The organism is Bradyrhizobium sp. BWC-3-1, from assembly GCF_032917965.1.
Taxonomy (GTDB): Bacteria; Pseudomonadota; Alphaproteobacteria; order Rhizobiales; family Xanthobacteraceae; genus Bradyrhizobium; species Bradyrhizobium canariense_D.
In genome coordinates this window covers 6,246,553-6,265,079 of record NZ_CP136625.1, presented here as the reverse complement: position 1 = coordinate 6,265,079, position 18,527 = coordinate 6,246,553, and the positions used below count along the sequence as shown (strand labels likewise).

Here is an 18,527-nt window from a genome sequence, read left to right as displayed (position 1 = left end):
CTCGTTGGCGCTCCGCGCGCCGAGGAACCGCGGGCGTTAGATTCCCAGCTTCTGAATCTTATGCGTGCCCCGCGCCAGCGAGACGTGCTTGGTTTCCATGTAGAAATCGAACGAGTAATCGCCGCCGTCGCGGCCGATGCCGGAGGCCTTCATGCCGCCGAACGGCGTCGGCAGATGGCGGACGTTTTCCGAGTTCAGCCAGATCATGCCGGCTTCCAGCGCATCCGCGACACGCAACGCGCGGCCGACATCGTTGGTCCAGACATAGCCGGTCAGGCCGTAGCGGATGTCGTTGGCGATCTCGATCGCGTCTGCTTCGTCCTTGAAGGGCAGCACGGTGAGGAAGGGGCCGAACACCTCTTCCTGCGCCACGCGCATCTTGCCGTGTGCGCCGGTCACCAGGGTCGGCTCGACATAATATCCGCCGCCCGGGCCATCATAGGCCTTGCCGCCGACGGCAATCGTCGCGCCGTCCTGGCGTGCGACGTCGAAATAGGAGCAGACCTTCGCGAGATGACGTTCGTGGATCAGCGGCCCGATCTCGGTGGCGGGATCGAGGGGATGGCCGACCTTCAGCGCTTTCACCCGTGCGGTCAGCTTTTCGACGAATTTTTCGGCGATGCCGGCCTGGATCAGCAAGCGGCTCGACGACGTGCAGCGCTCGCCGTTGAGCGAGTAGATCATGAACACGACCGCATCGAGCGCGCGGTCGAGATCGGCGTCGTCGAACACGATCACCGGGTTCTTGCCGCCGAGTTCGAAATGCACGCGCTTCAAGGTCGGCGCGCCCTGAACCATGATCGCCGAGCCCGTCGAACTTTCGCCGACGAAGCCGATCGCCTTGATGGCGGGATGCTCGGTCAATGCCTTGCCGGCCTCTTCGCCAAAACCGTGGACGGTGTTGAGCACGCCGTCGGGCACGCCGGCTTCCTTGACGAGCTTCGCGAGGATAGCCGCCGTGACCGGCGACCACTCCGCCGGCTTGTGCACGACGGTGCAGCCGGCCGCGAGGGCAGGGGCGATCTTCCAGGTCGAGAGCATGAACGGCGTATTCCACGGCGTGATCACGCCGACCGGGCCGATCGGCACGCGCGTCGAGACGTTCCAATGCTCGTCGCTCGGTGTGTTCTGGCCGTCGCGCGCCTCGCCGCATCGATCGGCGAAGAAGCGGAAATTCTCGGCGGCGCGGATCGCGGCCTTGGCCATGAAGCGATAGGCCTGGCCGGTGTCGATGCATTCGAGCACCGCGATGTCCTCGGCATTGTCCTCGATGGCGTCGGCCACGCGATGCAGCAGCTTCTTCCGCATCGCCGGCCCCATGTCGCGCCAGGATTTGAAGGCGAGTGCGGCAGCGGTGGCGGCGCGATCGACATCCTCGGCATTGCCGCGGGCGACGCTCGCCAGCGTCGCGCCGTCGACCGGCGATTTCGTCTCGAACGTCTCGCCGGAGATCGACGGCACGATCTTGCCGTCGATCATGTGGCCGATACCGTCGGCACGCAGCGTCTTCAGCAGCGGTGCGATGCGGTCGCGATTGGCCTGGAATACGTCGGTTTTCGGCGTGGGCTTATCCATAGGCGGCCTCCGCTTTCAGGGCGTCGTGGATGTTGTTGCGCTTCCAGCTCGTATCCTTGTCGTTGATCTGCATGTCGAACGAGAGCGCGAATTTCGAGCTTGCGAAGACGGGATCAAGATGGCGGGAGAGCGCCTGGAAGATTTGTTCGCCGGCTTTCTTGCGGGTTGGCACATCGCGGCCTTCGCCGATGCGCAGCACCATGTCGAGAAAGCCGTAATCCTGCCGCGCGTCCGCAATCGCATAATGCTCGCATTTGACAGCGCGGACGCGGATGCCGCCGAGCGGGAAGATGCCGGTCTCGACCGCCGCCTTGCGCACCACCTCGCACGCCGCGCCAATGTCGAGGCGGTCGTCGAGATTGGCCGAATATTCGATCGTGAAATGCGGCATCGCGGTTTCACTCCCTGTCTTTTTGGTCGTCTAAGCGAAGTAGCAGCTCACCGAGCCGTAGGCGCCATAATCGGCTTGAATTGTGTCGCCCTTGCGGGTCTCGATCGGACGGATGAAGGAGCCGGCGAGCACGATTTGCCCGGGCTCGAGCGCAAGGCCGAGCGGTGCGATCTTGTTGGTGAGCCAGGCGACTGCAGTCGCGGGATGATTGAGCACGCCGGCGGCAAGGCCGGTCTCTTCCAGCTGGCCGTTCTTGAAACAGAGCGCGCCGATCCAGCGCAGGTCCGCGTCCAGCGGGCGGATCGGCCGTCCGCCGAGCACGATGCCGGCATTGGCCGCGTTGTCGGCAATGGTGTCGAAGATCTTTCGGGTCGCCTTGGTCTGGGGATCGACGCGCTCGATGCGCGTGTCCAGAATCTCCAGCGCCGGCACGACGAAGTCGGTGGCGTTGAGCACGTCGAACAGCGTGCAGTCGGGGCCCGCGAGGCGCTTGCTCATGACGAAGGCGAGCTCGGCTTCCACGCGCGTCGCGATGAAGCGCTCCGTCGGGACGAGGCCACCATCGGCGAAGAACATGTCGTCGAGCAATACGCCGGAATCCGGCTCGTTGATGCCAAGCGCGCTCTGCATCGCCTTCGAGGTCAGGCCGATCTTGTGTCCCCGGACGATGCGCCCCTCGGCGACCTTGACGTCGACCCAGGCCTTCTGAATCGCGTAGGCGTCAGCGATGCTGATGTCGGGAAAGTCCTGCGAGAGCTGCCGGATCTGCGTACGGGTCTTTTCCGCCTGGTGCAGACGGTTCGCGCAAGCTCGGATATCGTCGTTTGAAAGCGCCATGTGTAATCTTACAAATCGTCGTGCCGGAAGATGCTTAACATGTTAAGTGAATGCGTCAATCGCAAATTGGCTTGCTGCACTGCAAACGTTTCGCGGCTTGAAAGGGCGTCATGACGAAGAGACCGGCTGATCCTGCGAACGGAAGTGAGCCCGCCGTGCGGCAGGTGCCGATGCGCGACTTCTCGCGTTCGCTGCCGATGTCGTTGCTGCGGGCACGCGAGGCGGTGATGCGGCAATTCCGTCCCTCGCTGCGCACGCATGGCCTGACCGAGCAGCAATGGCGCATCCTGCGCGCGCTCGCGGCGATCGACACGGTCGAGGTCACGGAACTCGCGCGCACCGCGTTCCTGCTCGGCCCGAGCCTGTCGCGCATCCTGCGTGATCTCGAGGCGCGCAATCTGATCGAGCGCAAGACCGCCAAGGCGGACCAGCGCCGCAGCATGGTCTCGATCTCGGAAAAGGGCGTGAAGCTGATGGCTTCCGTCGCGCCGTCCTCCGAAGCGATTTATGCCGAAATCACGCGCCGCTTTGGCGCACGCAAGCTCGTCGAATTGCAGGAGATGCTCAGCGAGCTCGAACAAAGTCTCGCAGGGCTCGGCGCGGGCGAGGAGGCAAGTGCCGAGGAGTGAAAGCAGATATGCGCGAGCGCGCGGCAACAATCATGGACATCGCCGCATTTTTTCGCTCAAAGTGCCCCGCAGCCGATGCGCAAAAATCGGCGCGCCGGGACGGATTGCGCCGCCTTTGCCAGTGACAGCTTGCGTCATCGCGAGCGTAGCGCGGCGGTCGGGTTCGCGCTAATAACGGCATCGTGCTGTCGCGGCGCTCGTCATGGTGACGAAGGTCCAAAACAAAGAAGGAAGGCAACGTGGCGAACAAGGTCAAGGAAATCTGGAAGTCGGGCAAGGCCGTGGTCAACGCGTGGCTCGCGATTCCCTCCGGCTTCTCGGCCGAGATGATCGCGCAATGCGGCTTCGACAGCGTCACCGTCGACATGCAGCACGGCGTGCAGGATTATCTGTCGATGGTGCAGTGCTTCCAGGCGATGGACAAGCATCCGATCACGCCGATGGTCCGCGTGCCCTGGAACGAGCCCGGCATCATCGGCAAGGTGCTCGATGGCGGCGCCTATGGCGTGATCTGCCCGATGGTCAACACGCCGCAGGAAGCCAGGAACCTCGTCTCCTATGCCAAGTACCCGCCGAAGGGCGTCCGCTCCAACGGCCCGATCCGCGCCGGCATGTACGGCACCGCGGGCTCCTACCAGAAGACGGCCAACGACGACATCGTGCTGCTGCCGATGATGGAGACCAAAACCGCGGTCGAGAACATGGAAGCGATCTTCGACGTCGAAGGCATCGACGGCGTCTATATCGGCCCGTCCGACCTCGGCTTCTCCTACGGCCTCGAACCGAAGCTCGATCGCACCGAGCCCGAGATCCTTGCGATCTACGAGAAGATCATCAAGGAGTGCGGCAAGCGCGGCCTCAATCCGGGCATCCATTGCAGCGGCGCCGAAGGTGCCGCGCGCGCCATCAACATGGGCTTCAAGCTGGTGACGCTCTCGAACGAGGTCGGCCTGATGACGACCTACGCCAAGATGCAGGTCAACGCCACCCGGAAGGATTCCGGCGGCAAGGCCTGAGAACTCGCGAATGGCGATGGGGAGTAGCGAATGAGCTGCTCCCCTTTTCCATTCGCCACTCGCTACTCACTATTCGTCTGAAGGAGACCTCCCATGACCATCAGCCCCGTCATTCGCCTGCATCCCGATGATGGCGTGCTGATCGCGCGCGCGAGCTTGCCGCCGGGAACATTGGTGGCCGACGGCGTGACGACGGTCGAGCGCATTCCTTCCGGCCACAAGGTCGCGATCAAGCCGATCGCATTGGGCGAGCCGGTGATACGCTACGGCCAGATCATCGGCTTTGCGACGGTGCCGATCGCGCCGGGCCAGCACGTGCACGTGCAGAACTGCGGCATGGGCGATTTCGCCAAGGACTATGCCTATTGCGCCGACGTCAAGCCGACGCCGAATTTCGATCTGCCGGCGAGCTTCGAAGGCATCCGCCGCCCGGACGGCCGCGTCGCCACGCGCAACTATATCGGCATCCTCACCTCGGTGAATTGCAGCGCGCATGTCGCAAGCCTCGTCGCCGACGTCTTCAAGAAGAATCCCTTCACCGGCGATAATCCGCTGGCCGACTTCCCCAATGTCGACGGCGTGGTTGCGCTGACCCACAAGACCGGCTGCGGCATGACGCAGAACGAGCCCTTAGCGCTGCTCCGCCGCACGCTCGGTGGCTATGCGCGGCACGTGAACTTCTCCCACGTCATCGTGCTCGGCCTCGGCTGCGAGGTGAACCAGATCGGCGGCCTGATGGAAGAGCAGAAGCTCGCCGGCCGCCTGCGCGCGATGGACATCCAGGAGGTCGGCGGCACCCGCAAGACGGTGGAAGCCGGCATCGCCTTCGTGCGCGAGGCGCTTGCGGAGTCCAACAAGGTCAAGCGCGAGTCCGTTCCGGTGAGCGAATTGACCGTGGCGCTGCAATGCGGCGGTTCGGACGGCTATTCCGGTGTCTCCGCCAATCCGGCGCTGGGTGCGGCCAGCGATCTCATCGTACGTCACGGCGGCACCGTGATCCTGTCGGAGACGCCGGAGACCTATGGCGCCGAGCATCTGCTCACGCGCCGCGCCGTCAGCCGCGAAGTCGGCGAGAAGCTGGTCGATCTCATGCGCTGGTGGGACGAATACACGACGCGCGAAGGCGCCGAGATGAACGCCAATCCCAGCCCGGGCAACAAGGCCGGCGGTCTCACCACCATTTTGGAGAAGTCGCTCGGCGCGATGGCGAAGGCCGGCACCACCAATCTCGTCGAGGTGCTGCGCTACGCCGAACCCATCACCAAGAAGGGTTTCGTGTTCATGGACACGCCTGGCTACGATCCCGTTGCCGCGACCGGGCAGGTCGCCGGCGGCGCCAATCTGGTCTGCTTCACCACGGGTCGCGGCAGCGTGTTCGGGTGCAAGCCGGCGCCTTCGATCAAGCTCGCGACCAACACGCCCATGTACAAGCGCATGGAAGAGGACATGGACGTCAATTGCGGCACCATCCTCGAAGGCGAGGAGAGCGTCCAGCAGTGCGGCCAGCGCATTTTCGATCTCATCCTCAAGACCGCGTCCGGACAGCCGACCAAGAGCGAGAGTTTTGATTTCGGCGGCGCCGAGTTCGCGCCCTGGGTGCTGGGCGCGACGATGTAGCAAAGGCGTAGCCCGTGCCGTAGGCACGGTCTGCCCGTTGTTAGTGCTTGATCGAGGTCACCAGCGGTGTTCTGCTCAAAAAAGCTGCTGGAGTACCGCACCCCGTGTCGATCTACGTCGCATTACACCACGTCACGCATTACAAATACGACCGCCCGATCGATCTCGGCCCGCAGACCATCCGTCTGCGGCCGGCGCCGCATACCCGCACGCCGATCCTGAGCTATTCGCTCAAGGTCACGCCGGCCAATCATTTCGTGAACTGGCAGCAGGATCCGCTAGGCAATTGGATCGCGCGCTACGTCTTCCCGGAGAAGACGACCGAGCTCAAGATCGAGGTCGATTTCACGGCGCAGATGACCACGGTCAATCCGTTCGACTTCTTCGTCGAGCCCTATGCCGACAGCTTTCCGTTCGAATATACGCAAGATCTCAAGACGGAACTCGCGCCTTATCTCGAGACCGTCAAGCCCGATCGGCTGTTCGCGAAATATCTCGATACGATCCCGCACGAAGCCCCGAACACCGTCAACTTCCTGGTCGATCTCAACAGGGAGTTGCAGAAAAGGATCGGCTACGTCATCCGCATGGAGGCGGGCGTGCAGACGCCGGAGGAGACGCTCTCCTCCGCGGCCGGCTCATGCCGTGACTCCGCCTGGCTTCTGATCCAGACCTTCCGTCACCTCGGTCTCGCCGCCCGTTTCGTCTCCGGCTATTTGATCCAGGTCCGTCCCGACATCGATCCGATCGAGGGGCCGCCGGAGGTCGAGAACGATTTCACCGATCTGCACGCCTGGGCCGAGGTCTACCTGCCGGGCGCGGGCTGGATCGGCTTCGACGCGACCTCGGGCATGCTTGCGGGCGAGGGCCACATCCCGGTCGCCGCGACGCCGCACTACCGCTCGGCGGCGCCAATCTCCGGCGGCGCAGGCTTCGCCGAGGTCGAATTCGCCTTCGACATGAGCGTCAAGCGCATTCGCGAGGCGCCGCGCATCACAAAGCCGTTCTCCGACGAATCCTGGATACGGCTGAACGATCTCGGCGAGCAGGTCGACGGCGATCTTGCGGCCCACGACGTGCGTCTGACCATGGGCGGCGAGCCGACCTTCGTCTCCGTCGATGATCTCGAAGGCGCCGAGTGGAACACGGACGCCGTCGGCCCGACCAAGCGCGGGCTCGCCGACGATCTGATCCGCCGCCTGCGCGCGCGTTTCGGACCCGGCGGCCTGCTGCACTTCGGGCAAGGCAAATGGTATCCCGGCGAAAGCCTGCCGCGTTGGGCGTTTGGCCTGTACTGGCGCAAGGACGGCGTGCCGATCTGGAAGAATGCCGACCTCATCGCCAGCATCGAAAATCCGCGGTCGGCGCAGGCCAAGGACGTCCAGGCGTTCGTGGAGGGCACGGCGCTGCGGCTCGGGCTCGATCCCGGCTACATCATGCCAGCCTATGAGGACACCGCGTACTGGCTGCAGAAGGAATCCGAGCTTCCCGTCAACGTCGATCCTTCCGATTCCAAATTGTCCGATCCGGAGGCCCGCGCGCGGATGGCGCGGGTGTTCGAACAGGGGCTCAACAACCCTCGCGGCTTCGTGCTGCCGGTGCAGCGCTGGAATGCGGCGCCACGCTGGCGCAGCGAGCGCTGGCAGCTCCGGCGCAGTCATCTGTTCCTGATGCCGGGCGATTCGCCGCTCGGCCTGCGCTTGCCGCTGGACTCGCTCGGCTATGTCCCGCCCGATCAATATCCCTACATCGTCGAGCGGGATCCGATGGAGGCCCGCGGCAAACTGCCGGTGTTCAGCCTTCCGGCGCGTCCGGACGCGCCGGAGCGGCTCGAGCCCGAACAGCTCAACACCTCGGTCCCCGTCCGCACCGCGATGTCGGTCGAGGTCCGCGACGGCGTGCTCTGCGCCTTCATGCCGCCGGTCGAGAAGATCGAGGATTATCTCGAGATGATCGCGGCGCTCGAAGCGACTGCCGAGGAGATGCAGCTCCAGGTCCATGTCGAGGGTTATCCGCCGCCATTCGATCCGCGTGTCGACGTGATCAAGGTGACGCCCGATCCCGGCGTGATCGAGGTCAACGTCCAGCCGGCAAAGAACTGGCGCGAGGCGGTCGACATCACCGTCGGGCTCTATGAGGATGCCGGCAAGACACGCCTCGGTGCCAATCGCTTCTTGGTCGATGGTCGCCACACCGGCACCGGCGGCGGCAATCACGTCGTGGTCGGCGGCTCGAGCCCGCAGGACTCGCCGTTCCTGCGCCGGCCTGATCTGTTGAAGAGCCTGGTGCTGCACTGGCAGCGGCATCCGTCGCTGTCCTATTTCTTCTCCGGCCTGTTCATCGGCCCGACCAGCCAGGCGCCGCGCATCGACGAAGCCCGCCACGACAGCATTTACGAGCTCGAGGTCGCGCTTACGCACGTGCCGCCGCCGGGCACTCAGGCGCCGCTGTGGCTGGTAGATCGCTTGTTCCGGCATCTCCTCGTCGACATCACCGGCAACACCCATCGCGCCGAGATCTGCATCGACAAGCTCTATTCACCGGACGGCACGACCGGCCGCCTCGGTCTCGTTGAATTCCGCGCGCTCGAAATGCCGCCGGATCCACGCATGTCGCTGGCGCAGCAGCTACTGATCCGCGCGCTGATCGCAAAATTCTGGCGCGAGCCGCAACAAGGCAAGTTCGTGCGATGGGGCACCGCGCTGCACGACCGCTTCATGCTGCCGCACTTCATCTGGGAGGATTTCCTCGAAGTGCTCACCGAGTTGAAGCAGTCCGGGTATCCGTTCGAGCCTGAATGGTATCTGGCCCAGCTCGAATTCCGCTTCCCCGCGTTCGGCCGCATCCATCATGGCGGCGTGACGCTGGAGCTGCGGCAGGCGCTGGAGCCTTGGCACGTCCTCGGCGAGGAGGGCTCGGCCGGCGGCACCGTGCGCTATGTCGACTCGTCGGTCGAGCGGCTTCAGGTCAAGGCGGAAGGCTTCGTCGCGGGCCGCCATATCGTCGCCTGCAACGGCCGCCGCCTGCCGATGACCGCCACCGGCCGCTCTGGTGAAGCCGTGGCCGGCGTCCGCTTCAAGGCCTGGCAGCCGGCCTCAGGCCTGCACCCGACCATTCCCGTTCATGCGCCCCTGACCTTTGACCTCATCGACACCTGGAACGGCCGCTCGCTCGGCGGCTGCGTCTATCATGTCGCCCATCCGGGCGGCCGCAGCTACGACACCAAGCCCGTCAACACCTACGAGGCCGAGGCGCGGCGGCTGGCGCGCTTCCAGGACCATGGCCATACGCCGGGTCCGATGCAGCCGCCGCCCGAGGAACGCACAAATGAGTTTCCGCTGACCCTCGACTTGCGGACCCCGCTCCTGCAATGAGTATGATGCCGGGGCAGGGAGTGGCGCATGGCCGAGGGCGCAGCCGAAGAGGACGACAGGGCGGGTCAGGCGCAAGGTCAACGTGATGGCCAGCGCGAAGGCCAGCGCCGCTTCGCGCAATGGGTCCGCGACTACAGGCGCCTGCCCGACATCCCCGACGAGTTTCTCGGCCCGGACGGCAAGCCCCGCGCGGTCTGGAGCCGCTTCTTCGATGCCTTCGGTGCGCTCGCGCCCGATGAGGTTGAGCGGCGGTTTGGCATGGCCGACCGTCATCTCCGCGAGGCCGGCGTCACCTATCGCGCGCCCGGCGAGAGCGCCGACCGGCCCTGGTCGATCAGCCATCTGCCGCTGCTGATTGACGAGGCCGACTGGAAGCAGCTGTCCGACGGCATCACCCAGCGCGCCGAGTTGCTCGAGCTCGTGCTGCGTGACATCTATGGCGAGGGCCGCCTCGTCGCCGAAGGCGCGCTGCCGGCGGCCGCGATCGCGGGGAGCCCCGAATATCTCCGTCCCGCCTGCGGCGTGCCGCCGCCGGGCGGGCGCTATCTCTCGCTCTATGCCGCCGATGTCGGCCGCGGGCCCGACGGACGCTGGTGGGTGCTCGGCGATCGCACGCAGGCGCCGTCGGGTGCGGGCTATGCGCTGGAGAACCGCCTGGTGCTCTCGCGCGCCTTCTCGGACCTCTACAAGTCGATGAACGTGCCGCGCGTCGCGCCGTTCTTCGAGGCGTTTCGCGACAGTCTTCGGGCGCGCGCCGACCGCGACGAGCCGCGGATTGGCGTGCTCACGCCGGGCAGCTTCAGCGAGACCTATTTCGAGCACGCGACGTTGGCGCGCTATCTCGGCTTCCTGCTGGTCGAGGGCGACGATCTCGCCGTCAGCGACAATCATATCCACATCCGCACGGTTGCAGGCCTCAAGCGCCTCGACGTGCTGCTGCGCCGTGTCGATTCCAATTCGCTCGATCCGCTCGAGCTCGATGCCTCGTCACGGCTGGGCGTCCCCGGCCTGATCGACGTGCTGCGCAAGGACGGCGTCGTCGTCGCCAACATGCCGGGCTCGGGTGTCCTCGAGGCGCGCGCGATGCTCGGCTTCCTGCCGGCGCTCAGCCGCCGGCTGCTCGGCGAAGAGCTGAAGATGCCGCACATCGCGACCTGGTGGTGCGGCCAGCGCTCGGCGCGCGACGAAGTGTTGTCGCGGCTCGACGAGGTCGCGATCGAAGGCGCGTATCGGCGCGGCGTTCCCGGTTTCGACAGCAACGGTCCGGTGCTCGCGAGCGAACTCGACGCCGCCGGGCGCCGGCGCCTGAGCGACGCCATCGCTGCGCGCGGCATGGACTATGTCGGCCAGGAGGTGGTGCGGCTCTCGACCATGCCGGTGTGGGAACAGGGGCAAATCACGCCGCGTCCCTTCGTGCTGCGCGTGTTCGCAGCCGCGACGCCGGACGGCTGGGCCATCATGCCCGGCGGCTTCTGCCGGATCGCCGAGCAGCCGGATGCGCGCGCGGTGTCGATGGGCGACGGCGCGCGCTCCGCCGACGTCTGGGTGGTCTCGGACAAGCAGGTCTCGACCGCGACGCTGCTGCCTGCGATCGACAAGGTGCGCATCCGCCGTATCGCCGGCGTGCTGCCGAGCCGCGCCGCCGACAATCTGTTCTGGCTCGGCCGCTATCTCGAACGCGCCGAGGCGACGCTGCGGCTGGTGCGGGCGCTGGGCTCGCCGAGCGGGCCCAACAAGGGCACCGCGGCCTCACTGCAATCGGCGGAACGTATCCAGCGCCTGCTGGTGACTTGGGGCGCGATCTCGCAGACCTCGCGCGCGGCGCCCGGCCGCATCGTTGCCGAAGCGCTGCAGAGCCCGGAGCGTTTCGGCTCGGCACTGTCGCTGGTCCGCGCGGCCCAGCGCACGGCGACCTCCTTGCGCGAGCGGCTGTCGCCCGATGCCTGGCAAGTCATCACGGAGATGGTCGAGCGGCTGGCCGTCGAGGTCGAGGACGACGACAGCGTGCTGAGCGCGGCCGAGTTGACCTTGCAGGAGCTCGCGAGCTTTGCCGGCCTTGCGCATGAGAACATGAACCGCGCCGCCGGCTGGCGCTTCCTCGATATCGGTCGGCGCACCGAGCGCGCCATCAACACCACGCGCTTTGCCCGGCAGTTTGCCTATGACGAGGCCGGCGACGAGGATCTCGATATCCTGCTGACGCTGGTGGATTGCCAAATCACCTACCGCTCGCGCTATCTGCTGGCGCCGATCCTGGCGCCGGTGCGAGACCTCGCCGTGCTCGACAATTACAATCCGCGTTCCGTGGCGTTCCAGGTGACGACGCTGAACGAACACATCGCCGCACTGCCGAGCCTGAAGGAGCACGGCCTGATCGAGAAGCCGCAGCGGCTTGCGGTCGCGCTGCAGGCGATGCTCGCGACCGCGCAGGCCGAAAAGCTCGAGGTCAAGACGCTGTTCGCCCTGGAGCAGGATCTGCTCAGCCTCGCCGAGGCGGTCGGGCAGCACTATTTCCCGCACGGTCCCAATGCGAGCCGGCCGGAAAAGCTGACGGGGCTGGCGTGATCTACGATATCCGTCACGTCACCACCTACGAATACGAGAGCCCGGTTAGCTTCGCGCGCTGCACGCTGCGGCTGGAGCCGAGGAGCGGCAATGGCCAGGAGCTGATTTCGCATAAGGTCGAGATCCGTCCGCGCCCTGCGGAGCGTAGCGTCCGGCGCGATTTCTTCGGCACGTTGACCGAGAGTGTCGTGATCGAGGCCGCGCATCGCACCCTGCGCATCGATTCCCGCTCTCGCGTGAAGGTGTCGCGCCAGCCGCCGGCGCGCGCCGCTGTCAGCCCGGCCTGGGAGAACATTCGCGACATCGCCTTCGAGGCGACGAGCCTCGGGCCGTCCTCGCCGGTCGGCTATGTCTTTGCGAGCCCGCTAGTGCCGGTGCTGGGACCGGTCAGCGCCTATGCGGCGGAAAGCTTTGCGCCCGGCGCGGGCATCCTTGCCGGGGCGGTCGATCTGATGCATCGCATCCGCACCGAATTTCGCTACGACCCCAAGGCGACGGTGATCTCGACGCCGCTCAACGAGGTCTTCGTCAAGCGCCATGGCGTCTGTCAGGATTTTGCCCATGTCATGATTGCGGGCTTGCGCGGGCTGGGCCTGCCCGCGGCCTATGTCAGCGGATATTTGCGCACCATTCCGCCGGCGGGCCAGCCGCCCCTGCAGGGCGCCGACGCCACCCATGCCTGGGTGTCGCTGTGGTGCGGGGACGAGCTTGGCTGGGTCGATTTCGACCCGACCAACGATCTTATGGTTGCTGGCGACCATATCGTGCTCGCAGTCGGCCGCGACTTCTCCGACGTTTCGCCGGTCGACGGCATCATCGTCGGCTCGCCGAAGCAGAAGCTCGACGTCGCCGTCGACGTGCTGTTGGTGGAATGATTGCGGGTCCTGCCCGCGACACCCATCCCGGGTGTGGCGGGTCTGCACCGCAACCGCGATATCGCGGGGCACAAACCGCAACATATTTCCGAGTTTGCGCCCCCGGGTTTGGCCAGTCGGCCAAGATGGGCTATGCTGGCGCCTGCTCGAGGACGAGAATGAGACGTCGGGAATTGGCGTGGAAAACCACCGACAGACGGGGCTGCATCCATGATGACGTTACCGAAACTGGCGGCGGACTCCCTTGAAAAATTGCTGGGCTCGTTCATGCGTCGCCGGTTCGACGAGCCCTCTGCGCGCATCGTCGAGAGCGCAACCCGCACGGCGATGGAATGCATCGGCAATAGCGACGCGCTCTATCACAATATCGAGCATACGATGCTGGTGACGCTGGCGGGTCACTCCATCCTCAGCGGCCGATATCTTCACGCCCATCTGTCGGCGGAAGACTATGTCCATGTCCTGATCGCCTGCCTGGCCCATGACATCGGCTATGTGCGCGGCCTGTTCGAGGAGGATGACACCGATGGCTTCGTCATCGATGCAGCCGGCACCAAGGTGTCACTGCCGCGCGGCGCCTCGGATGCAAGCCTGATGATGTATCATGTCGACCGTTCCAAGCTTTATGTCTCGCGGCGGCTGCGACACATTCCGGGGCTCGATCCGGAGCGCATCGCCCGCGCCATCGAGGGCACCCGGTTTCCGGCCCGGGAAGGCCAGGACTATGACGACGAGGCCTCGATCCTGCGCGCGGCCGACTTCATCGGCCAGCTCGGCGACCCCAATTATCTGCGCAAGGCCAATGCGCTCTACTACGAGTTCGAGGAAGTCGGCATCAACCGCCAGCTCGGCTACGATTCGCCTGCCGACATCGTGAACCGCTATCCGCAATTCTATTGGAACAGCGTCGCGCCGCACATCCAGACCGAGATCGGCTACCTCAACAAGACCGAGATCGGTCGGCAGTGGATCGCCAACCTCTACAGCAACGTGTTCCGCGCCGAGCGTGACATCACGTTGTCCGGGCCGCAAAAATAGCTCCGCTTTCTAATGCAACAAAAAACGGTCGCCACCAATATTCTCGACATCGCCTATCGCGAATACGGCGCGCCGGACGGCTGGCCCTGCATCATGGGTCACGGCTTTCCCTACGACGTGAACGCCTATGCCGAGACCGCGCCGATCATGGCGCAAGCGGGCGCCCGGGTGCTGGTGCCCTGGCTGCGCGGCTACGGGCCGACGCGATTCCGCTCCGCTGCGACGTTGCGCTCCGGCGAGCAGGCGGCGCTGGGCGCCGATCTGCTGGCCTTCATGGATGCGCTTGGAATTGCGCGCGCGGTCGTCGGCGGTTACGACTGGGGCGGGCGCGCAGCCTGCGTGGTCTCGGTGCTGCATCCGGAGCGCGTGATCGGCCTCCTCTCGGGCAATTCCTACAACATCCAGAACATCGCGCGCTCGATGGAGCCGGCTTCGCCACCGGAGGAGGCGGCGCTCTGGTATCAATATCTCTTCCACAACGAACGCGGCCGCCGCGCGCTGGAGCGCAACCGGCGCGGTTTTGCGCGCCAGCTCTGGTCGATGTGGTCGCCGAGATGGGCCTTCGACGACGCGACGTTCGAGACCAGCGCCATGTCGTTCGAAAATCCTGATTTCGTCGATGTCGTGATCCACTCCTATCGACATCGTTACGCGCTGGTCGCGGGCGATCCCGCCTATGCCGCGATCGAGGCGAAGCTCGCCGCCCAGCCCCCGGTTCGGGTACCGACCATCGCGATCGACGGTGACAGCGACGGCGTCAATTCCGGCACCGCTCACCACGCAGGCAAATTCGTGGGCTTTTTCGAGCGGCGCGTCTTTACAGGGGCCGGCCACAATTTACCGCAGGAGCGGCCGGCCGAATGGGCCCAGGCCGTGCTCGATGTACGGAAAGCGGCCTCATAGCGCCGGATTTCTCGTCCCGCTGTCTTGCCGCTCTCACAGCTTCCAATTTTTCCTGGGAACCTTTTCCGATCGCAGCCGTCCAAGCTGTGGGCCGCCTTCTGTATGCGGTTCGTTGCAGGGGAGTTTTCGATGAAGACGCAAACGCGCAGGCTGGAACGTGTCGCGGTCGCGCAGGCGCCGAGCGAGCGGCCTGAGAGGGCGGAGGTCGAGCAGGCGATCCGGACCATGATCCGCTGGGCCGGCGACGATCCCGCGCGCGACGGTCTGCGCGATACGCCGGACCGGGTCGCGCGCGCCTTCGAGGAGTATTTCTCCGGCTATGCGCAGGATCCGACCGAAATCCTGCAAAAGACCTTTGAGGAGATCGAAGGCTATGACGAGATGATCGTCCTGCGCGGCGTTCGCTTCGAAAGCCATTGCGAGCACCACATGGCACCGATCGTCGGCCGCGCCTGGGTCGCTTATATCCCGCAAGGGCGCGTCGTCGGCATCTCCAAGCTCGCGCGTCTCGTCGACATCTACGCCAAGCGGCTTCAGATCCAGGAGAAGATGACCGCGCAGATCGCCAACACGATCAACGACGTGCTGAGGCCCGAAGGCGTCGGGGTCATCATCAAGGCGACGCATCACTGCATGACCACGCGTGGCGCACATAAGCCCGGGACAGATCTCGTCACCAGCCGCATGCTCGGCGTGTTCCGCGACAATGCGTTGACACGCCAGGAACTGCTGGGGCTGGCCAATTCGGACGATTGATCCGCGACGGCTCAAGGAGGCAACGCCATGACCGAAGACAAGAAGCCAAGCGGGCCCGACCTGAGCCGAGGCGTGACGCTCGCCGAATTCAAGGACGGCAAATTGCTCGGCCATGTCGGCGAGGAAGACGTCCTGCTGGTGCAGGCCGGCAGCGAGATCTTCGCGATCGAGCCGGCCTGCAGCCACTATCACGGTCCGCTCGCAGAAGGACTGGTGGTTGGCGACACCATCCGCTGTCCCTGGCATCACGCCTGCTTCTCCTTGCGGTCAGGCGAGGCGACCCGTCCGCCGGCGCTGAATGCGCTGGCGGTGTGGGAGGTCTCGCGCGATCAGGACAAGATCGTCGTCCAGCGCAAGCGCGAGATGCCGAAGCCTCCGGCACCTCACCGGACAGCGCCAGCGTCGGAAAAATTCGTCATCATCGGTGGCGGCGCGGCGGGTTTCGCGGCGGCGGAGACGCTCCGTCGCGAGGGCTTTGCCGGCGCCATCACCATGCTCAGCAATGACAGCGCGATGCCGGTCGACCGGCCCAATCTTTCCAAGGATTACCTCGCGGGCAACGCGCCGGAGGATTGGCTGCCGCTGCGGGGCGAGGACTATTATCAGGACGCCGGCATCGATCTCAGGCTCAACACGAATGTCACCGCGATCGAGGCGAAGACGCGCAGCGTGACGCTGGGCAACGGCGACAGGCTGCCGTTCGACCGGCTGCTACTCGCGACCGGCGCCGAGCCGGTCCGATTGCAGATTCCGGGTGCCGACCAGCCCCATGTCTACACCCTGCGCTCGGTCGCCGACAGCCGCGCCATCATCAAGGCGGCGGGCAGCGCCAAGCGGGCGCTGGTGATTGGCGCCAGCTTCATCGGCCTCGAAGTTGCGGCCTCTTTGCGGGCACGCAAGATCGAGGTGCACGTGGTCGCGCCGGACGAACGGCCGATGCAGAAGGTGCTCGGTCCCGAGATGGGCGACTTCGTGCGCGCGCTGCATGAGGAGAACGGCGTCAACTTCCATCTCGAGGACACCGTGGAAAAGCTGGACGGCACGCGCGCCACGTTGAAGAGCGGCGGCGTGATCGAGGCCGACCTGGTCGTGGTCGGCATCGGCGTCAAGCCGCGCCTTGCGCTTGCCGAGCAGGCGGGGCTTGCGGCCGATCGGGGCGTCAGCGTGAGCGAATATCTGGAGACCAGCGTATCCGGCATTTTCGCGGCCGGCGACATCGCGCGCTGGCCCGATCCGCATTCGCGGCAAACCATCCGCGTCGAGCATTGGGTGGTGGCGGAGCGGCAGGGCCAGACCGCGGCGCGCAACATGCTCGGCAAGCGCGAGCGCTTCGAGGCCGTGCCGTTCTTCTGGTCGCAGCACTATGACGTGCCGATCAACTATGTCGGCCACGCCGAGAGCTTCGACGACATCGCGATCGACGGTAGCATTTCCGGCAAGGACAGCCTGCTGAAGTATAGCAAGGGCGACCGCGTTCTTGCGGTTGCTTCAATTTATAGGGATCTCGACAATCTCAAGGCCGAGCTGCAGATGGAGCGGACACGCGGCTGAGGCGCGCATCCGGTCTCGATTTGCGTCAATGGTGCTGCCCGCGAGGGCGGCTGTGCACCGGCTGATCAGCAACTCGACGCAAGACCGCCTTGCGGAACTCCGCTGATCTGACGTGCTGGCAAAAAGCAGCACGCCGCGCGCCTTCCGAGTCGCGCGGCGATCATCACCGGGGAGAAACCATGAAAGCCGCTTTGGTCCTGGCTGCAGCCTTGGCTGCCTGCCTGTCCACGCCTGTCTCCGCGCAGAAATCCTACGGTCCCGGCATCAGCGACACCGAGATCAAGATCGGCAACACCATGCCCTATAGCGGTCCCGCTTCGCCCCTCGGTATCACCGGCAGGGTGATCTCGGCGTATTTCGACGAGGTCAATGAGAAGGGCGGGATCAACGGCCGCAAGCTCAATCTCCTGTCGCTCGACGACGCCTTCTCGCCGCCGAAGACCATGGAAGCGGCGCGGCGGCTGGTCGAGGGCGACGGCGTCGCCTTCATCTTCGCGACCATGGGCACGGCGCCGAGCTCGGCGATCGCGAAATATCTCAACAGCAACAAGGTGCCGCAGCTGTTTCTGATCAGCTCGGCCTCGAAGTGGAACGATCCCGCCAACATGCCCTGGTCGATGGCACTGCCATGGGCGCCGAACTACACCAGCGAGGCCGCCATCGACGTCGCCTATGCCCGCGCCAAGAACCCGAACGCGCGCTTCGCGGTGCTCTATCAGAACGACGACGCCGGCAAGGAATATCTGCGCGGCGTCAAGGAAGCGCTTGGTGCCGACGCCGACAAGGCGATCGCGATGGCGTCGAGCTTCGAGGTCGCCGACCCCACCGTCGATTCCCAGGTGCTGACGCTCGCCAACACCAAGGCCGACGTGTTCATGATCTATTCGGTGACGCCGCGCGCCTGCGCCCAGGCGATTCGGAAAGCGCATGAGGTCGGCTGGCAGGCGACGCGCTTCCTCGCCTCGGGCTGTGCCAACAAGGCGACCGTGATGGTCCCGGCCGGCCTCGATGCCGGCAAGGGCGTGCTCTCGCTCGGCTCGCTCAAGCCGTTCGTCGAGGCGCCGAAGGACGATCCGGCGATGACGGCCTATATCGATTTCATGAAGAAGCGCCTGCCCAATGCCGACGTCAACAACGTCGCGGGTCTCTACGGCTACACCGTCGCCGAGGCATTGGTGGTCTTGCTGAAGCAGTGCAAGGACAATCTGACGCGCGAGAACATCATGGCGCAGGCGGCCAATTTGAAGAACGTGCCGCTATCGCTACTGATGCCCGGCATCACCCTCAACACCACGCCGCAGGATTTCCGCCCGATCAAGGACGGCTATATGCTCCAGTTCAACGGCAACGACTGGATCGTCGCCAGCGAGCTGCTGCGCGGCACGTGAGGGGCACGCGAG

Annotated in this window: 14 protein-coding genes; 11 read left to right on the top strand and 3 right to left on the bottom strand. The window is 65.3% G+C overall.

What is annotated here, in order from left to right; genetic code table 11:
• Positions 1–36: 36 nt before the first annotated feature.
• Genes hpaE through hpaH form a run of 3 tightly spaced genes read right to left on the bottom strand, consistent with a single transcriptional unit; the run spans position 37 to position 2,803 of the window.
• Entirely contained in the window at positions 37–1,575 is a 1,539-nt protein-coding gene (hpaE, locus tag RX329_RS30325) for a 5-carboxymethyl-2-hydroxymuconate semialdehyde dehydrogenase (protein WP_085352200.1), read from the bottom strand.
• Entirely contained in the window at positions 1,568–1,966 is a 399-nt protein-coding gene (locus RX329_RS30320) for a 5-carboxymethyl-2-hydroxymuconate Delta-isomerase (RefSeq protein WP_317244750.1), read from the bottom strand. The genes hpaE and RX329_RS30320 overlap by 8 nt, the downstream gene beginning before the upstream one ends.
• A 30-nt stretch (positions 1,967–1,996) precedes the next feature.
• Positions 1,997–2,803: a 2-oxo-hept-4-ene-1,7-dioate hydratase gene (gene hpaH, locus RX329_RS30315; RefSeq protein ID WP_085362332.1), complete on the bottom strand. Its 807-nt coding sequence runs from the start codon at positions 2,801–2,803 to the stop codon at positions 1,997–1,999.
• Positions 2,804–2,913: 110 nt separating this feature from the next.
• Here hpaH and hpaR point away from each other — a divergent pair, with 110 nt between their 5' ends.
• From hpaR to RX329_RS30260, 11 genes are all read left to right on the top strand, one after another.
• A complete protein-coding gene (gene hpaR / locus RX329_RS30310) occupies positions 2,914–3,432 on the top strand; it encodes a homoprotocatechuate degradation operon regulator HpaR (protein WP_018456948.1) in 519 nt (172 codons plus the stop codon).
• 239 nt (positions 3,433–3,671) lie between these two features.
• Positions 3,672–4,448 (top strand): HpcH/HpaI aldolase family protein, encoded by a 777-nt coding sequence (locus RX329_RS30305; RefSeq protein WP_018456947.1) that lies wholly within the window; start codon positions 3,672–3,674, stop codon positions 4,446–4,448.
• 93 nt (positions 4,449–4,541) lie between these two features.
• A complete protein-coding gene (locus tag RX329_RS30300; protein WP_007608034.1) occupies positions 4,542–6,065 on the top strand; it encodes a UxaA family hydrolase in 1,524 nt (507 codons plus the stop codon).
• Between the two features lie 104 nt (positions 6,066–6,169).
• Positions 6,170–9,439 (top strand): DUF2126 domain-containing protein, encoded by a 3,270-nt coding sequence (locus RX329_RS30295; protein ID WP_085362333.1) that lies wholly within the window; start codon positions 6,170–6,172, stop codon positions 9,437–9,439.
• 27 nt (positions 9,440–9,466) lie between these two features.
• Entirely contained in the window at positions 9,467–12,004 is a 2,538-nt protein-coding gene (locus tag RX329_RS30290; protein WP_085362334.1) for a circularly permuted type 2 ATP-grasp protein, read from the top strand.
• Complete coding sequence (locus RX329_RS30285; RefSeq protein WP_085362335.1) at positions 12,001–12,879, top strand: transglutaminase N-terminal domain-containing protein; 879 nt, start codon at positions 12,001–12,003, stop codon at positions 12,877–12,879. The genes RX329_RS30290 and RX329_RS30285 overlap by 4 nt, the downstream gene beginning before the upstream one ends.
• A 210-nt stretch (positions 12,880–13,089) precedes the next feature.
• Positions 13,090–13,917: a metal-dependent phosphohydrolase gene (locus tag RX329_RS30280; protein ID WP_026233269.1), complete on the top strand. Its 828-nt coding sequence runs from the start codon at positions 13,090–13,092 to the stop codon at positions 13,915–13,917.
• A 12-nt stretch (positions 13,918–13,929) separates the two neighbouring features.
• Positions 13,930–14,820 carry an alpha/beta fold hydrolase gene (locus RX329_RS30275; protein WP_085362336.1) on the top strand — a complete coding sequence of 297 codons (891 nt, stop codon included), beginning with the start codon at positions 13,930–13,932 and terminating at the stop codon, positions 14,818–14,820.
• Between the two features lie 129 nt (positions 14,821–14,949).
• Positions 14,950–15,576 (top strand): GTP cyclohydrolase I FolE, encoded by a 627-nt coding sequence (gene folE / locus RX329_RS30270; RefSeq protein WP_018456940.1) that lies wholly within the window; start codon positions 14,950–14,952, stop codon positions 15,574–15,576.
• Between the two features lie 27 nt (positions 15,577–15,603).
• Positions 15,604–17,127, top strand: coding sequence for an FAD-dependent oxidoreductase (locus RX329_RS30265; RefSeq protein WP_317244749.1), 1,524 nt, complete (start codon positions 15,604–15,606; stop codon positions 17,125–17,127).
• A gap of 179 nt (positions 17,128–17,306) precedes the next feature.
• Positions 17,307–18,515: an ABC transporter substrate-binding protein gene (locus tag RX329_RS30260; RefSeq protein WP_018456938.1), complete on the top strand. Its 1,209-nt coding sequence runs from the start codon at positions 17,307–17,309 to the stop codon at positions 18,513–18,515.
• The last annotated feature ends 12 nt before the right edge of the window (positions 18,516–18,527 follow it).

What these genes read in the sequence shown, in the direction of transcription:
- hpaE (WP_085352200.1), bottom strand. Translation starts at nt 1,575, where the DNA reads ATGGATAAGCCCACGCCGAAAACCGACGTATTCCAGGCCAATCGCGAC.
- hpaR (WP_018456948.1), top strand. Translation starts at nt 2,914, where the DNA reads ATGACGAAGAGACCGGCTGATCCTGCGAACGGAAGTGAGCCCGCCGTG.
- RX329_RS30280 (WP_026233269.1), top strand. Translation starts at nt 13,090, where the DNA reads ATGATGACGTTACCGAAACTGGCGGCGGACTCCCTTGAAAAATTGCTG.
- RX329_RS30320 (WP_317244750.1), bottom strand. Translation starts at nt 1,966, where the DNA reads ATGCCGCATTTCACGATCGAATATTCGGCCAATCTCGACGACCGCCTC.
- hpaH (WP_085362332.1), bottom strand. Translation starts at nt 2,803, where the DNA reads ATGGCGCTTTCAAACGACGATATCCGAGCTTGCGCGAACCGTCTGCAC.
- RX329_RS30300 (WP_007608034.1), top strand. Translation starts at nt 4,542, where the DNA reads ATGACCATCAGCCCCGTCATTCGCCTGCATCCCGATGATGGCGTGCTG.
- RX329_RS30265 (WP_317244749.1), top strand. Translation starts at nt 15,604, where the DNA reads ATGACCGAAGACAAGAAGCCAAGCGGGCCCGACCTGAGCCGAGGCGTG.
- RX329_RS30260 (WP_018456938.1), top strand. Translation starts at nt 17,307, where the DNA reads ATGAAAGCCGCTTTGGTCCTGGCTGCAGCCTTGGCTGCCTGCCTGTCC.
- RX329_RS30275 (WP_085362336.1), top strand. Translation starts at nt 13,930, where the DNA reads ATGCAACAAAAAACGGTCGCCACCAATATTCTCGACATCGCCTATCGC.
- folE (WP_018456940.1), top strand. Translation starts at nt 14,950, where the DNA reads ATGAAGACGCAAACGCGCAGGCTGGAACGTGTCGCGGTCGCGCAGGCG.
- RX329_RS30290 (WP_085362334.1), top strand. Translation starts at nt 9,467, where the DNA reads ATGGCCGAGGGCGCAGCCGAAGAGGACGACAGGGCGGGTCAGGCGCAA.